The organism is Streptomyces sp. XY006 (assembly GCF_002237655.1).
Lineage (GTDB): Bacteria > Actinomycetota > Actinomycetes > Streptomycetales > Streptomycetaceae > Streptomyces > Streptomyces levis.
Map to the genome: position 1 here is coordinate 93,820 of NZ_NOKT01000030.1, position 14,859 is coordinate 108,678.

Consider the following 14,859-nt stretch of genomic DNA (forward strand, 5'->3'; position numbering starts at 1 on the left):
CCCCGCGCGCGTGTGACGCGGTGTCATGACACGGCCTCGTAGGCGCCGATGTCACAGCCGGTGCCCTGAGGGCGCGTGACGCCGCGCTGGTCGGTGGCCGGGCAGTCGTCGGCCGCGTCCAGTCCGGGGCTGCCGGGCAGCAGGGCGACGGTGTCGGTGGGGCCGCCGTTGTCGGCCAGCGGCCCGGTCAGAGGGCTGCGGCTGGGCAGATCACCCGCGGCGGTGAGGCGGCAGCTGCCGTCGCCGTCGAGGTTGTGGCCCTCGGACGCGATGGTGGCGAAGGCCCTCTTGCAGTCGGCGGGCGCCCCGCCGACGGTGTTGTCCGCGATGACGGTGTTGCGCAGCGTCATGCGTCCCAGGGGCAGGTCGACGAGGTCGGGGATCGGGGCGGGCAGACTGTCGAGATAGGCGGGGGCGATGTTGATCCCGCCTCCGCCGTCGCTGGAACGGTTGCCGGTGATGGTCGAGTTGAGGATCTCCACGAGCCCGGTGCCGCGGATGTCGATGCCCCCGCCGTAACCGGCGAGGCTCCCGGGGCGGTCGCCGGGGTTCGTCACCCGGTTGTCCGCGATCGTCGAGTTGGTCACGGTGCCCGTGTCGTCGAACCTGATGCCGCCGGCCTCTCCCGCGGTGTTGCCGCTGACGGTGCTCTCGATCAGGTCGAGGTGGGAGTCGGGGACGTTGAAGATGCCGCCGCCGTAGCCGGCGGAGTTCCCGGTCACGGTGACCCGGCGCAGCGTCATGTGGTGTCCGTTGGCGATCGCGCCACCACCGGTGTCGGTGAAGGGCAGTTCGCGCTGCCTGGCCACTCCGCCGGTGATCGTCAGATCGGACAGCCGGGAGTCCGCCTGCATGCGGAAGGCCCGGTCCAGGCGGTTGGCGTCGATGACGGTGGTCCGTGCGCCCGCTCCCCTGATCGTGGTGGGGGCGGCGACGTTCAGGTCGCCCGTGGTGGGGTCGGGGTGGTCGCCCATGATCAGTCGCGGGTCGGGCGGGATCGTCAGCCGGTAGTGGCCGGGGGGCAGGGTGATCGTGCTGCCCGGCCGGGCGTTGGCGGCCATCACCGCGGCACGCAGGCTGCAGCCGCCCGAAACGGTGCGGCACCGGCCGTCCGCGGCGTCGGCGTCGGCCGCGTCGGACGTGGTGTCCACGGTGAACTCCGCAGGACCCGAGTCCGCGGGCGCGGCGGCATGGGCGAAGGGCGGTGCGGCGGTGGCGAGCAGCACGGCGGCGAGGGCGGCCGTGACGGCGGTGCCTGTGCACTTCATGTGGAACCCCTCTCGGCGAGGCATCCGGGCGTACCAGGACTCGACTGCGCGGGGGATGACGTGCTGGTGAGCGATGCGCGGCTCGTAGGGGGAACGGTGTCGGCGCGTCCGTGGGCGCGCCTTCCCGGTACCGCCCGCGGTTTGAAGGGAGCGTTCCATTCGGACCGGTACGTGTCCACGGGCGCACCCGGAATTGGCCGAATGGGAGGGCCCCGGCCACCACCTCGCGGCGGTCTCCGGGGCCCTTGAGCCGGGAGGTGGGCGGGTCGCCGAGCGGGTCAGTGGCCCGGCCCGGTCAGCCGGCCGGGTCGAGGAGGATCTTGCGGACGCCGTCGGCGCGGCTCGCGAACAGGTCGTACGCGGCCGGGCCTTCGGAGAGGGCGAAGCGGTGGGAGATCACGGCCTCGGGCCTGATGCGGCCGGCGCGGGTGAGGGCGATCAGGGGAGGCAGTTCGTAGTGCACGGAGCACAGCCCGATGGCGAACTCCAGTTCCTTGACCTGCGCCAGGTACATGTGGAACGGGAAGGCCTTGTTCTGGCTGACGCCGATGACGCTGACCCGGCCCGCCTGCCGGACGGCCTTGAGGGCGAGCTGGATGGTTGCGTCCGAACCCACCGCCTCCACCACGGCGTCCGGGCCACGGCCGGCGGTCATGTCCCGGATGGCCGCCCGCGCGTCGTCCCCCTCGACCGGCTCGACGCCCAGGCCGGCGGCGAAGGCGCGGCGCTCCGCGACCAGGTCCACGCCCAGCACCCGGGCCGCGCCCATCGCGAAGGCGGACTGGGCGGCCATCAGGCCGACCGGGCCGAGGCCGACGACCAGGACCGTCTCGCCGGGCTGGATGCGGGCGCGGCGGCAGCCGTACCAGGCGGTGGGAGCGTTGTCCGTCAGGACGACGGCGGCGTCGTCGGAGATGTCCTCGGGCAAGGGCACCAGATTGACGTCGGCGTAGGGCACGCCCAGGAGCTGGGCCTGGCTGCCCGGGAGCTTCGGGCTCACTCCGTAGCAGAGGTCGGTGCCCGACTCGGCGTGCTCGCAGCGGGCGGTGAATCCGGCCGCACACTGCCGGCACCGCGCACAGCCGACGGAGGCCGGCACCAGCACCCGGTCGCCGGGCTTGATCCGGGTCACCCCGTCGCCGGTGTCGACGACCACGCCGACGCACTCGTGTCCCGGGGTGTAGCCCAGCTCCGGGCTGAACCCGTGGCCGTCGTAGATGTGCAGGTCGCTGCCGCAGATGCCGGCCGCGGTCACCCGCACCACCGCGTCGGTGGACGCGGTGACGACCGGGTCGGGAACCTCCCCGTAGCGGATGTCGTGACGGCCGTGGTAGGTCAGTGCCTTCATCGGATCTCTCCCTCCCCTCGGATCCGTCAGTCCGCGATCTTCAGCACGAGCTTGCCGTGGTTCTCACCGCGGAACAGGCGCATCAGCGTGTCGGGGAAGTCCGCGACCGAGCCGGACACCACGTCCTCCCGCGACTTCAGCAGGCCCTCGGCCCGCCACGCGGCCATCCGCGCGATGCCCTCCGCGTACCGGTCGGCGTAGTCGAACACCACGATGCCCGTCATGGAGGCGCGGTTCACCAGCAGGGACAGGTAGTTGGCGGGACCTTGCGGCTTGGTGCTGTTGTACTGGGAGATCGCGCCGCAGACGACCACACGGGCGCCGCGCGCCAGCCGGGTCAGCACCGCGTCCAGCACGTCGCCGCCGACGTTGTCGAAGTACACGTCGACCCCGTCGGGGGCGTGCTCGCGCAGCGCCTTGCGGACATCCTCGTTCTGGTAGTCGATCGCGGCGTCGAACCCGAACTCGTCCACCACCATGCGGCACTTGGCCTCGCCGCCGGCGATGCCGACGACCCGGCAGCCGAGGATCCTGGCGATCTGCCCGACGACGCTGCCGACGGCCCCGGCCGCTCCGGAGACCACGACGGTCTGCCCCGGCTCGGGACGCCCGACCTCGATCAGACCGAAGTAGGCCGTCAGGCCCGACATGCCGAGCGTGCCGAGATACGTCGGCAAGGGGGCCGCCGCCGGGTCGACCTTGGTCACGTCACGCCCGTCCGAGACGCAGTACTCCTGCACCCCGAACGAGCCCGACACATGGTCGCCGACCGCGAACCCGGGGTGCCGGGAGGCGATCACCCTCCCCACCGCGCCGGCCCGCATCACGTCGCCGATCTCCACCGGGCGGATGTAGGACCTGCCCGCGTTCATCCAGCCGCGCATGGCCGGGTCGATCGACAGACAGAGCACCTGTACCAGGAACTCCCCGTCACCCGGCTGCCCGGCCGGCTCCTCGACATGCTGCCAGTCGGTGGGACGCGGCTCTCCCACGGGACGAGCGGCCAGGCGTATCTGACGGTTGATCGTGCTCATGTGCGGCGGCTCCCTCGACTGCAGCGACTCCCCCGACTGCATACCGTCCAGTCGGTACGGCCGTGAGCGTACGGGGACCCGCCGTGCGAGGCAAGAGCCGGTCCGCCTCGGCCCGGCGCTCGTGCCGGTGGCAGGTCCCGTACCGGGAGCTACTCCTGCTCCGGCACCGCCATCTCCCCGAGGAGCGACCAGTCGTCCTGCGGCACGTTCGCGTTCACGATGCGCGGCGTCTCGGCCAGATGCGGCGGCAGTGTCCGCCGCGCCGCCTCGAAGTGCGCCGACTGCACGTGCGCGGCGCCGGCCGCGTCGTCGCGGAAGGCCTCGACCAGGACGTACTCCGACGGCTCGTCCACACTGCGCGACCAGTCGAACCACAGGCAGCCCGGCTCGGCGCGCGTCGCCCGGGTGAAGTCGGCGGTGATCTCGGGCCAGCGGTCGGCGTGCTCGGGACGGACCCGGAACTTGGCGGTGATGAAGATCATGAGATGCCCTTCACTGGTGTGCGGGTGTGCGGGTGTGCGGGTGTGCGGGTGTGCGGGTGTGCGGGTGTGCGGGTGTGCGGCGTGTGCCGGCGGTGTGACCGGAGCGCCGGCAGCGTCACGCGAGCGCCGGTGGTGATCAGGAGGGCCGGTGCGGATGCACTGCTCCCTCCGTCGCGGACAGCGGCGCGCCGCTGCCGCCCCAGCGCAGCGCCACGATCTCGGCGGCGACGGACACCGCCACCTCCTCGGGCGTACGCGCCCCCAGGTCGAGTCCCACCGGTGAGCGCAGCCGCGCCAGCTCCCGCTCGGTCAGCCCGGCCTCGGCCAGCCGGGCCGCCCGGTCGTCGTGGGTACGGCGGCTGCCCATCGCCCCGATGTACGCGGCCGGCCGGCGCAGCGCCTCCGTCAGCAGCGGCACGTCGAACTTGGGGTCGTGGGTGAGCACGCAGATCACCGTACGGTCGTCGGTGTCCGTCTCGCGCAGATAGCGGTGCGGCCACTCCGCGACCACCTCCACGCCCTCGGGGAAGCGGCGGGGCGTGGCGAAGACCGGGCGGGCGTCGCAGACGGTGACCCGGTAGCCGAGGAAGCCGCCGATGCGGGCCACGGCCGCCGCGTAGTCGATCGCCCCGAAGACCAGCATCCGCGGCGGCGCGGCGAACGACTGCAGGAACACGGTGACGGCGTCCTCCCGGCGCTGCCCCTGGGGGCCGTAGTGCCGCAGACCGGTCGCGCCGAGGGCGAGCTCCCCGCGCGCGTCCGCCGTCACGGCCGCGTCCAGGCCGCTCGCGCCCAGCGTGCCGAGCACCCGGTCCGGCCAGACGGCGAGCGCCGCCCCGCGACGCGCCGGTCCGTCGGTGACGGTGGCCACGGTCACCGGCTCGCCCGCCGCGACGGAGTCCGCGACCGCGCCGAACGCGGGATCGAGCTCCGGCGTCACGGCCCGCACCAGGACCGTGATCTCGCCGCCGCAGGTCAGGCCGACGGCGAAGGCGTCCTCGTCGCTGTAGCCGAAGGTCTCCAGGCGCGCCGCGCCGCTCGCCACCACCTCCTGCGCCAGCTCGAACACCGCGCCCTCGACGCAGCCCCCGGACACACTGCCCACGACCTCCTCGCCGGGCCCCACCGCCATCGCCGCGCCCGGGTCGCGCGGCGCGCTGCGGCTGACCTCGACGACCGTCGCGAGGCCGAACGGAAGCCCGGACGCGTACCAGCCGCCGAGCACCGCGAGGACGTCACGCACGAGCCGCTCCTCTCCGTCGCGCAACCCGCCGGGTACCCCGGCGGCGGTTAATTCCGTTGTGGCCCGCAGGGCCGGTCTGCTGCACTGCTCGGGTCAGCGACGTCATGGAGTCCCGAGGAGAGCCGGATGCGCACTGCGTTCATGTCCCCCCAGTCAGCAACGGCTCCCTCCTCGAAGGACATGACGCTTCGTGCACGTGCTCAACCTCGGGATTCTCGCCCATGTCGACGCCGGTAAGACCAGCCTGACCGAGCGGCTGCTCCATTCGGCCGGGGTGATCGACGAAATCGGCAGCGTCGACGACGGGAACACCCGCACCGACACCCTCGCGCTGGAACGGCAGCGTGGCATCACCATCAAGTCCGCCGTCGTCTCGTTCCCGCTCGACGGCGTCACCGTCAACCTCATCGACACCCCCGGTCACCCGGATTTCATCGCCGAGGTGGAGCGGGTCCTCGGCGTGCTGGACGGCGCCGTCCTCGTGATCTCCGCCGTGGAGGGCGTCCAGGCGCAGACGCGGGTGCTGATGCGGACGCTGCAGCGGCTGCGCATCCCGACACTGCTGTTCGTCAACAAGATCGACCGCCGCGGCGCACGCCACGCGGAGGTGCTGCGCGAGATCGCGGCCCGGCTGACCCCCGCGATCGTCCCGATGGGGACCGTCACCGGCCCCGGGACCCGCGCGGCACGCTTCGTCCCGGGCGTCGGACCCGGTGCGCCCGGCGCCCTCGACGTGCTGACCGAGCACGACGACGCCCTGCTGGCCGCGTACGTCGACGACCGGGTCACCGGCGCGCTCCTGCACCGCTCCCTCGTCGCACAGACCCGGCAGGCCCTGGTCCACCCCGTCCACTTCGGCTCCGCCGCCACCGGCGCCGGTGTGGCGGACCTGCTGTCCGGCATCGAGGAACTGCTGCCGGCGGCCGACGGGGACGCGGACGGGCCGGTCTCCGGCACCGTGTTCAAGGTCGAGCGGGGCCCGGCGGGGGAGAAGATCGCCTACGTCCGGATGTTCTCCGGCACCCTGCGCACCCGCGACCGGATCCCCTTCGGCGCGGACGGCGCCGAGGGCCGGGTCACCGCGATCAGCGTCTTCGGCCACGGCACCGACACCCGCGCGGACGCCGTCACCGCCGGCCGGATCGCCCGGCTGTGGGGGCTGGGCGACATCAGGATCGGCGACGCCCTCGGCGAACCCCGCAAGGCCTACGAGCACGTCTTCGCCCCGCCCACCCTGGAGACGGTCGTCGTCCCCGGCCCGGACACGCACCGGGGAGCGCTCCACCTCGCCCTCACCCAGCTCGCCGAGCAGGACCCCCTGATCGGCCTGCGCCACGACCCGCGCCGGCAGGAGACCTCCGTCTCCCTCTACGGCGAGGTGCAGAAGGAGGTCGTCCAGGCCACCCTCGCCGACGACTACGGCCTCGACGTCACCTTCCGCGAGACCACCCCGCTGTGCGTCGAACGCCTCGTCGGCACCGGGCACGCGGTCGAGTTCGACAAGAAGGACCCGAACCCGTTCCTCGCGACGGTCGGGTTGCGCGTGGAGCCCGCCCCGCCCGGCTCGGGCGTCACCTTCCGGCTGGAAGTGGAGCTCGGCTCCATGCCGTACGCCTTCTTCAAGGCCGTCGAGGACACCGTGCGCGAGACCCTCGACCAGGGCCTGCACGGGTGGCGGATCCCCGACTGCGTGGTCACCATGACGCACAGCGGCTACTCGCCCCGGCAGAGCCACGCCCACCAGGGGTTCGACAAGAGCATGTCGAGCACGGGCGCCGACTTCCGCGGCGTGACCCCGCTGGTGCTCGTGGAGGCGCTGCGGCGGGCCGGGACGCGCGTGCACGAGCCCCTGCACCGCTTCCGCGTCGAGGCCCCGGCCGACACCCTGGGCGTCCTGCTGCCGGCCCTCGCCGGGCTGGGGGCGGTGCCGGAGACGACGCGCAACCGGGACGACCTCTGCGTCCTGGAGGGCACCGTGCCGGCGGCCCGGGCGCACGCCCTGGAACAGCGGCTGCCGGGACTCACCCGGGGGGAGGGCGAGCTGGAGAGCTCCTTCGCCCGCTACGCCCCGGTCACCCACGGCACCGTCCCCGAGCGTCCGCGCACCGACCACAACCCGCTGAACAGGAAGGAGTACCTGCTGAACGTGACGCGCAGGGTGGGCGGCTGAGACGTGCGCATGCGGCGAGCAGTGACTTACTCCGGAGTCAGGGGTGTTGACGGTGTCCGGATATCACCGGACTGTAGTGGACATGCCAACCATGCGAGCGCGTCTCCTGGTCGTCCTGGCCGTCCTCTTCGGCTCGACGGCGGTGGCGGGTGTCCCGCCCGCCACCGCCGCGCCCCCGTCCGGCTCCCTCTGGTTCGACGACCCCGCCGTCACCGTGCGGGACGGCCGCTTCACCGACGTCCACGGCCGCGAGATCGTGCTGCGCGGCTACAACGTCTCCGGCGAGACGAAACTCGCGGAGAACAAGGGCTTGCCGTTCGCCTCGACGGCCGACGCCAGGAAGTCGGCCACCGCGCTGCGCGCCCTCGGCGGCGGCAACACCGTCCGCTTCCTGCTCTCCTGGGCGTACGCCGAGCCCGAGCGGGGCCGGGTCGACACGGGCTATCTGACCGCCGCCACCGAGCAGATGAAGGCCTTCCTCGACGCGGGCCTGCGCGTCTACCCCGACTTCCACCAGGACCTCTACTCCCGCCACCTGTTCGACGCCGACAGCTGGTACACCGGCGACGGCGCCCCTAAGTGGGCGGTGGACGCCGGGAACTACCCCGACGAGTCCTGCGGCATCTGCCTGTTCTGGGGGCAGAACATCACCCAGAACGAGGCCGTGAAGCGCGCCACGTACGACTTCTGGCACAACGCGCACGGCGTGCAGGACGCCTTCCTCGCCACCGCCGAGAAGACCATGGCGCACCTGCGCCGGCACCTGAGCGCCGACCAGTTCAAGGGCGTCGCCGGCTTCGACCCTTACAACGAGCCGCACGCCGGCGTGTACGACTCCGGGCAGACCAGCCGGGCCTGGGAGAAGGACGTCCTGTGGCCGTTCTACGAGAAGTTCCGGGCCCGCATGGACACGGCCGGCTGGCGCGACAAGCCCGCCTTCGTCGAGCCGAACCTCTTCTGGAACGCCAACCTCGGCTTCCAGAAGCAGGAGGGCGGCCTGCTGGACGCGGGCACGCTCGGCCCGCGCTACGTCTTCAACACGCACTTCTACGACCAGAAGGCCATCTCCGGCGTCTTCATGTGGGGCAAGGCGGCCGACGGCCAGTACGCGGGCGACTTCCGCACGGTCCGCGACCGGGCGGCGGCCGCGCGGACGGCCGCGGTGGTCAGCGAGTTCGGGCATCCGCTGGCCGGCAGCGTCTCCGACAAGGCGCCGACCGTCCTCAAGGCGATGTACCAGGCCCTCGACTCCCGCGTGAAGGGCGCCGACTGGTGGTCCGACCCGGCGGCCTCGGGACCCGTGCTCTCCGGCTCCCAGTGGCAGTGGGACATCTACAACGGCCGCCACCGCGAGCCGATGAACGGCAACCCCGGCAAGGTCCTCACCGAGGGCGACGCCTGGAACGACGAGGACCTGTCCGCCGTACGCCTCGACGACGCGGGCAGGCCGGTGCTGCGCCAGGACGCCCGGCTGCTGGACCGCCTGTACCCGAGCGCCACCGCCGGCACGACCGTCGGCTTCACCTACGAGGACCGCTCCCGGGACGGTGCGACGGCCCTCACCTGGAACCCGGTGCCGGCCTCCCTGCCGCAGGTGCGCAGGCTGGTGGGGTCCGGCCAGTACGGGCTGCTGCTGTGGCGCTCGAACGGCGGCCCGGCCCCCACCGAGCTGCACCTGCCGGCGAGCTTCCCGGCCGCCTCCACCACGGTCGTCTCCGACCTGGGCACCGTCCACGCCCCGCCGGCGTACAGCGCGGCCGACCCGGTCGGGGTCGCCGAGGAGCCCGGGGGCACGGGAAGCCGCCGCCTGCTGCTCACCGCGCCGGACTCCGGGGTCCTGCACTACGCGCTGGTGACCAACGGGGCGACGGCTCCCTCGGCGGACCTGCTCGAAGCGGCCCGTTCCGAACTGTCCGCCTGGGCGGCGCGGAAGGTCAGCCGGCGGACGGGCTAGTCCAGTCGGCGGCCACCCGGCCGAGCCGGACGCGCTGCGGGTGGTCGCCGACCGGCACGGACACGACCTTCCGGCCCGTGGCGAAGTCGATGGCCGTGACCTGGTCGGTGCCGCTCTCGGAGACCACGCAGGACCTGCCGTCACCGCTGACCGTGGCCCAGTAGGGCTTGGAGGCGGTGACGAGCGGGCCCTCTTGGAGGGTGGCGCGGTCCACCACCGTGGCGTAGTCGTCCATGGTCCCGGCGACGCACAGCTTCGTGCCGTCCGGGCTCATGGACAGGCCGTGGTGGCGCGAGTCGTTGACGAAGGTGGTGCGGTCGTCGCTGGTCGCCGGGTTCTTCGGCAGGGTCTTCGTGCGGGTGATCCTGTCGGTGGCCAGGTCGTACTCGAAGAAGCCGTTGAAGAACGACACCTGGAAGTACAGCTTCGACTCGTCCGGCGAGAACACGGCCGGGCGCACCGCGTCCGAGAAGTCCTTCAGCCCGATCGCGTCCAGGCGCGCCCGCATGTCGATGACCTTGACCTGCCGGTACGTGGTCGCGTCGATGACGGTGATGCGGCGGTCGCCCTTCGTCCAGTCCAGCCAGGGCGCGTCGGTCTGCGTGTTCACCTCGCCGATCGACATGTTGTAGAGGTACTTGCCGTCCTTGGTGAAGATGTTCTCGTGCGGCTTGTCGCCGGTGGTGGCCTTGCCGAGCTGTCGTCCGGTGTCGATGTCCAGGACGTGCACGGCGTTGCCGGTCGAGGCCGACACCGCGACCCGCTCGCCGTCGGGGGAGACGGCCATGTGGTCGGCGCGGAAACCGGACACCTGGAAGCGCCAGTTGATCCGCCCGGAGGCGAGGTCGATCGAGACGACGTCGGCGAAGCTGGGCCGGGACACGACCACCGACTTCCCGTCCGGCGTGGAGTACATGTCGTCCACGAACTGGTCGTGTCCCTCGCCGACGCTGTTGCGGATCGTCATGAAGGCGATCCATCTGATCGGATCGGCGTTGATCTCCGCCATCCGTTCGGCCTTGTCGGGGACGACGTCGATCCGGCCGATCCTCGTGAAGTCGTCGGCGGACTCGATGACATCGGCGGTGCCGTCCCAGTTGTTGCCCACGAACAGCACCTCGCGCAGCGCTGCGGAGGAACCCGGCTCCGCCGCGGCGGCGGTGGCGGGCAGGGCGGTGGCCAGGGCGAGGGCGGCGGTCAGGGAGCACAGGTGCCGTCGTCGGAAGACGGACATGGCTGATCCCTCCTCGGTGGTGGGGTGAGGAATCTGAACACACGTGCTTTCAGAGTCAACTTACTGAAAAGTAAGGAAGGGGTGGCCTTCTCCACAAGACCGCGTGCACGACAAAATCGGTGTGCGAGCGAGGAACGCGCGCGCGAGGAAGGGAGAGCCGGTGCCGGGCAGACTCAGAGCGCCGACCGGCCGCTACGGCGGAAAGACCGCCGCGCAGCGGCAGGCCGAGCGGCGCCGGCGGTTCCTCGACGCCGCGCTCGACCTGTTCGGCGGCGACCCCGGCTTCCGCGCGACCACCGTCGCGGCCCTCAGCGAGGCGGCCGGGCTGTCGACCCGTCAGTTCTACGAGGAGTTCCGCACCCTGGAGGACGTGCTCGCCGCGCTGCACCTCGAAGTCAACGGCTGGGCCGAGGCGGCGGTGCTGCAGGCCGCCACCGGGGCCGCCGGCCTGCCGCTGGCCGAACGCGCCACCGCGATCTTCCGCGCCTACGCCGGGAACCTCGCCGCCGATCCGCGCCGGATCCGCATCACGTTCGTCGAGATCATCGGCGTCAGTCCGCGCCTGGAGGAGCAGCGCCTGGCGCGTCGCGCCAACTGGGTCGACCTGATCTGCGCCGAGGCCGATGCGGCCGTCGCGCGCGGAGAGGCGGCCCCGCGCGACTACCGCCTCGCGGCGACCGGCTTCATCGGCAGCGTCAACGGCCTGCTGCACGACTGGAGCGCCGGCTGGGTGGACGCGACCCTGGAGGAGGTCGTCGACGAACTGGTCCGCCAGCTGCTCGGCATCCTGCGGCCCGCGGGATGGGACCCGCGCGGCTGAGCCGGACCCCGCGACGGACCCGGCGGCTGGGACAGACCCGGCGACGCACCCGGCGGCTGGGACAGACCCGACGGACCCGGCCGCCGGGTCAGACCCGGGCGGGCCCGCGCCCGCCCGCCCGCGCCCCGGGGAAGGCCCGCCGGTAGTCGCCGGGCGACACCCCGAGGTGCCTGAGGAAGTGGTGGCGCAGGTTGTTGGCCGTGCCGAGACCGCTCAGCTCGCCGACCTTCTCGATGGGCAGGTCCGTCGACTCCAGCAGGGACCGGGCGCGGCCGAGCCGCTGGTCCAGGAGCCACTGCAGCGGTGTGGTGCCGGTGGCCGCCTGGAGGCGCCGGTAGAACGTCCGCGGGCTCATCGCCGCCCGGCGCGCCAGGTCCGCGACGGTCAGCGGCCGGTCCAGGTGGGCCCGCGCCCACGCGAGGACCGGCGCCAGCCCCTCGTCGTCCCGGGCCGGCACGGACAGCTCGATGAACTGCGCCTGCCCGCCCGGCCGGTGGGCGGGCACCACCATCCGGCGCGCCAGCTGGTTGGCGACGTGCGCGCCGAGGTCGCGCCGCACCAGGTGCAGGCACAGGTCGAGGCCGGCGGTGAGCCCGGCGCTGGTGAGCACGTCGCCCTCGTCCACGTACAGCACCGACGCGTCCACCTCCACCTTCGGGTAGCGCTCGGCCAGTTGCGCGGTGTGCATCCAGTGGGCCGTCGCGCGCCGCCCGTCCAGCAGCCCCGCCTCGGCGAGCGCGAAGGCGCCGGTGCACAGGGACACCATCCGCGCGCCCGCCGCATGGGCCCGGCGCAGCGCGTCGATCAGCTCCGGCGGCAGCGGCCTGCCCTCCTCGACACACGGGTCGGGCACCGACGGCACGACGACCGTGTCGGCGCGGGCCAGTTCGTCGAGACCGTAGGGCGTGCGCAGACTCAGTCCGGGACCGTCCGGCTGCCCGCCCCCGACCCCGCACAGCTTCAACTCGTACCAGGGATCGGCCAGATCGGGCTGAGGCTTGCCGAACACGGTGCAGGGGATGCTCAGTTCGTACAGGTCCCAGGAGGGGACCCCGATGTCCTCGGTGACCACGACGGCGACGGAACCGGCACTCATGCCCCGAAGCCTATGGCAGGAATTTGGTGGAGGCCGTCACCACTGTCACTGTCCCGGCCCTTCGCGCCCTGCGAGCGTGGACGTACGTGATCACACGCCACGTACGAACACCCCTGCACACGCGAGGAGTCGCAGCATGACCGCACCACAGCAGGCCGTCACCGTCCTCGGACTGGGCCAGATGGGCTCGGCCCTGGCCGCCGCGCTGCTGGACCGGGGACATCCGACCACGGTCTGGAACCGGACCCCGGACAAGGCCGGGCCCCTGGTCGAGCGCGGCGCCCGCGCGGCGGCGACACCCCGGGAGGCGATCGCCGCCTCCCCGCTGGTCATCGCCTGCGTCCTGGACTACGAGGCGCTGCACACGGTCGTCGACCCGGTCGCCGACGCGCTCCGGGGCAGAACCCTCGTCAACCTCACCTCCGGCTCCCCCGAGCAGGCCCGGGAGGCCGTCGCCTGGGCGGGCTCCCTCGGGGCCGGCTACCTGGACGGCGCCATCATGACCACCCCGCCGGGCGTGGGCGACCCGGCCATGATGTTCCTCTACAGCGGCTCCGAGGAGGTCTTCGAGACCCACCGCCCGACCCTCGCGGCCCTCGGCGACCCCCTCCACCTCGGCGCCGACCCCGGTCTCGCCTCCCTCTACGACGCCGCCCTGCTCGGCCTGATGTGGTCCACCATGACCGGCTGGCTGCACGGCACGGCCCTCGTCGGCGCCGAGGGCACACCGGCCGCCGCGTTCACTCCCGTCGCCCTGCGCTGGCTGACGGCGGTGTCGGGCTTCCTCACCCGGTACGCGCCCCAGGTGGACGCGGGTCACTACCCGGGCGACGACGCCACCGTCGACGTGCAGATCGCGGCCATCGACCATCTCATCCACGCGGCAGGGGCCCGGGGCGTCGACAACGCCCTCCCGGAACTGCTGAAGGCCATGATGGAGAAGGCGAGCGCCGCGGGCCACGGGCAGGACAGCTACGCCGCCGTCATCGAGGTGCTGCGCCCGGCGTCCGGGACTGAGGGCTAGGCCACCGCCGGCACGGCGACGGTGACGGCCACGACCAGCGCGAGCCCCAGCAGCAGGCCGGCCAGCAACCGCGCCCGCAGCCTGCGGTACACCGCCTCGTACTCGCCCCGCAGTTCCTCCCCGCGGCGCGCCGTCAGTTCCCAGGAGGCCCGGGCGAGGGCGAGGTGCTCCGCCGCGAACCGCCGTTCCACCTCGGCCCGTTCCGCCGCCGGCAGCCAGTCCAGCCCGGCGGCGAACCGGGCTGCGGCGGCGCGGGCCTCCTCACGCGCGGCGGCGGCGAGCAGATGACCCGCCACCTCGTTGTGGAACGCCCGCAGGTCGACCGGGGGTTCGCCCGTCGCGGTCATCGGAGCGTCAGCTCCCGTTCCGCCGCCGCGACCCCCGCGTGGTGCAGGTCGAACGCCGGGGACTCGCTGCGGATCCTGGGCAGCGCGACGAAGTTGTGCCGCGGCGGCGGGCAGGAGGTGGCCCACTCCAGGGAACGGCCGTACCCCCACGGGTCGTCGGCCGTGACCCGCTCGCCGTACCGGGCCGTCTTCCACACGTTGTAGAAGAACGGCAGCATCGACATCCCGAGCAGGAACGAGAAGACGCTCGACAGCGTGTTGAGCGTCGTCAGGCCCTCCGCGGCCAGGTAGTCGGGGATCCGCCGCTGCATGCCCTGGGCCCCCAGCCAGTGCTGGACCAGGAACGTGCCGTGGAAGCCGATGAACAGCGTCCAGAAGGTGATCTTGCCCAGGCGCTCGTCCAGCATCCGCCCGGTGAACTTCGGCCACCAGAAGTGGAACCCGGCGAACATCGCGAACACCACCGTCCCGAAGATCACGTAGTGGAAGTGCGCGACCACGAAGTACGAGTCGGAGACGTGGAAATCGAGGGGCGGCGAAGCGAGCAGCACGCCCGTCAGTCCGCCGAACACGAAGGTGATCAGAAAGCCCGTGGCCCACAGCATGGGCGTCTCGAACGAGAGGCTCCCGCGCCACATCGTGCCGATCCAGTTGAAGAACTTCACACCGGTCGGGACGGCGATGAGGAACGTCATGAAGGAGAAGAACGGCAGCAGCACACCGCCGGTGACGTACATGTGGTGTGCCCACACCGTCACGGACAGGCCCGCGATCGCGATGGTCGCGCCGATCAGACCCGTGTAGCCGAACATCGGCTTGCGGGAGAAGACCGGGATGAC

At 72.5% G+C, this 14,859-nt stretch carries 13 protein-coding genes; 4 read left to right on the plus strand and 9 right to left on the minus strand.

Translation table 11 applies throughout. The features are described from left to right. Positions 1-23 precede the first annotated feature (23 nt). From CHR28_RS29720 to CHR28_RS29740, 5 genes are all read right to left on the minus strand, one after another. Positions 24-1,268: a right-handed parallel beta-helix repeat-containing protein gene (locus CHR28_RS29720; RefSeq protein WP_256984484.1), complete on the minus strand. Its 1,245-nt coding sequence runs from the start codon at positions 1,266-1,268 to the stop codon at positions 24-26. Positions 1,269-1,563: 295 nt separating this feature from the next. After that, positions 1,564-2,616, minus strand: coding sequence for an alcohol dehydrogenase catalytic domain-containing protein (locus CHR28_RS29725; protein ID WP_094056798.1), 1,053 nt, complete (start codon positions 2,614-2,616; stop codon positions 1,564-1,566). Positions 2,617-2,642: 26 nt separating this feature from the next. After that, a complete protein-coding gene (locus CHR28_RS29730) occupies positions 2,643-3,650 on the minus strand; it encodes an NADP-dependent oxidoreductase (RefSeq protein ID WP_179272599.1) in 1,008 nt (335 codons plus the stop codon). 149 nt (positions 3,651-3,799) lie between these two features. Next, complete coding sequence (locus CHR28_RS29735) at positions 3,800-4,132, minus strand: putative quinol monooxygenase (RefSeq protein WP_094056799.1); 333 nt, start codon at positions 4,130-4,132, stop codon at positions 3,800-3,802. Positions 4,133-4,268: 136 nt separating this feature from the next. Continuing rightward, complete coding sequence (locus CHR28_RS29740) at positions 4,269-5,375, minus strand: XdhC family protein (protein WP_179272600.1); 1,107 nt, start codon at positions 5,373-5,375, stop codon at positions 4,269-4,271. A gap of 190 nt (positions 5,376-5,565) precedes the next feature. On the opposite strand from CHR28_RS29740, the gene CHR28_RS29745 reads away from it, so the two are divergent. Next, positions 5,566-7,545, plus strand: a complete 1,980-nt coding sequence (locus CHR28_RS29745) for an elongation factor G (RefSeq protein ID WP_094056801.1) — start codon at positions 5,566-5,568, stop codon at positions 7,543-7,545. A gap of 82 nt (positions 7,546-7,627) precedes the next feature. After that, positions 7,628-9,499 (plus strand): cellulase family glycosylhydrolase, encoded by a 1,872-nt coding sequence (locus tag CHR28_RS29750; RefSeq protein WP_094056813.1) that lies wholly within the window; start codon positions 7,628-7,630, stop codon positions 9,497-9,499. Here CHR28_RS29750 and CHR28_RS29755 read toward each other — a convergent pair. After that, on the minus strand, positions 9,480-10,733 hold the full coding sequence (locus CHR28_RS29755; RefSeq protein ID WP_094056802.1) for a YncE family protein: 1,254 nt from the start codon (positions 10,731-10,733) through the stop codon (positions 9,480-9,482). The two genes, CHR28_RS29750 and CHR28_RS29755, sit on opposite strands and share 20 nt — an antisense overlap. Before the next feature lie 160 nt (positions 10,734-10,893). Here CHR28_RS29755 and CHR28_RS29760 point away from each other — a divergent pair, with 160 nt between their 5' ends. Further along, positions 10,894-11,553, plus strand: coding sequence for a TetR/AcrR family transcriptional regulator (locus tag CHR28_RS29760; RefSeq protein ID WP_094056803.1), 660 nt, complete (start codon positions 10,894-10,896; stop codon positions 11,551-11,553). A gap of 88 nt (positions 11,554-11,641) precedes the next feature. Here CHR28_RS29760 and CHR28_RS29765 read toward each other — a convergent pair whose 3' ends face one another. Then, on the minus strand, positions 11,642-12,649 hold the full coding sequence (locus tag CHR28_RS29765; RefSeq protein ID WP_094056804.1) for a GlxA family transcriptional regulator: 1,008 nt from the start codon (positions 12,647-12,649) through the stop codon (positions 11,642-11,644). Positions 12,650-12,785: 136 nt separating this feature from the next. Here CHR28_RS29765 and CHR28_RS29770 point away from each other — a divergent pair, with 136 nt between their 5' ends. Beyond that, on the plus strand, positions 12,786-13,673 hold the full coding sequence (locus tag CHR28_RS29770) for an NAD(P)-dependent oxidoreductase (protein WP_094056805.1): 888 nt from the start codon (positions 12,786-12,788) through the stop codon (positions 13,671-13,673). On the opposite strand, the gene CHR28_RS29775 is transcribed toward CHR28_RS29770, so the two are convergent. Continuing rightward, positions 13,670-14,020: a hypothetical protein gene (locus CHR28_RS29775; protein WP_094056806.1), complete on the minus strand. Its 351-nt coding sequence runs from the start codon at positions 14,018-14,020 to the stop codon at positions 13,670-13,672. The genes CHR28_RS29770 and CHR28_RS29775 overlap by 4 nt on opposite strands. After that, on the minus strand, positions 14,017-14,859 hold an 843-nt coding region (locus CHR28_RS29780), incomplete at its 5' end, for a cytochrome c oxidase subunit I (RefSeq protein WP_179272601.1). The genes CHR28_RS29780 and CHR28_RS29775, both read right to left, overlap by 4 nt.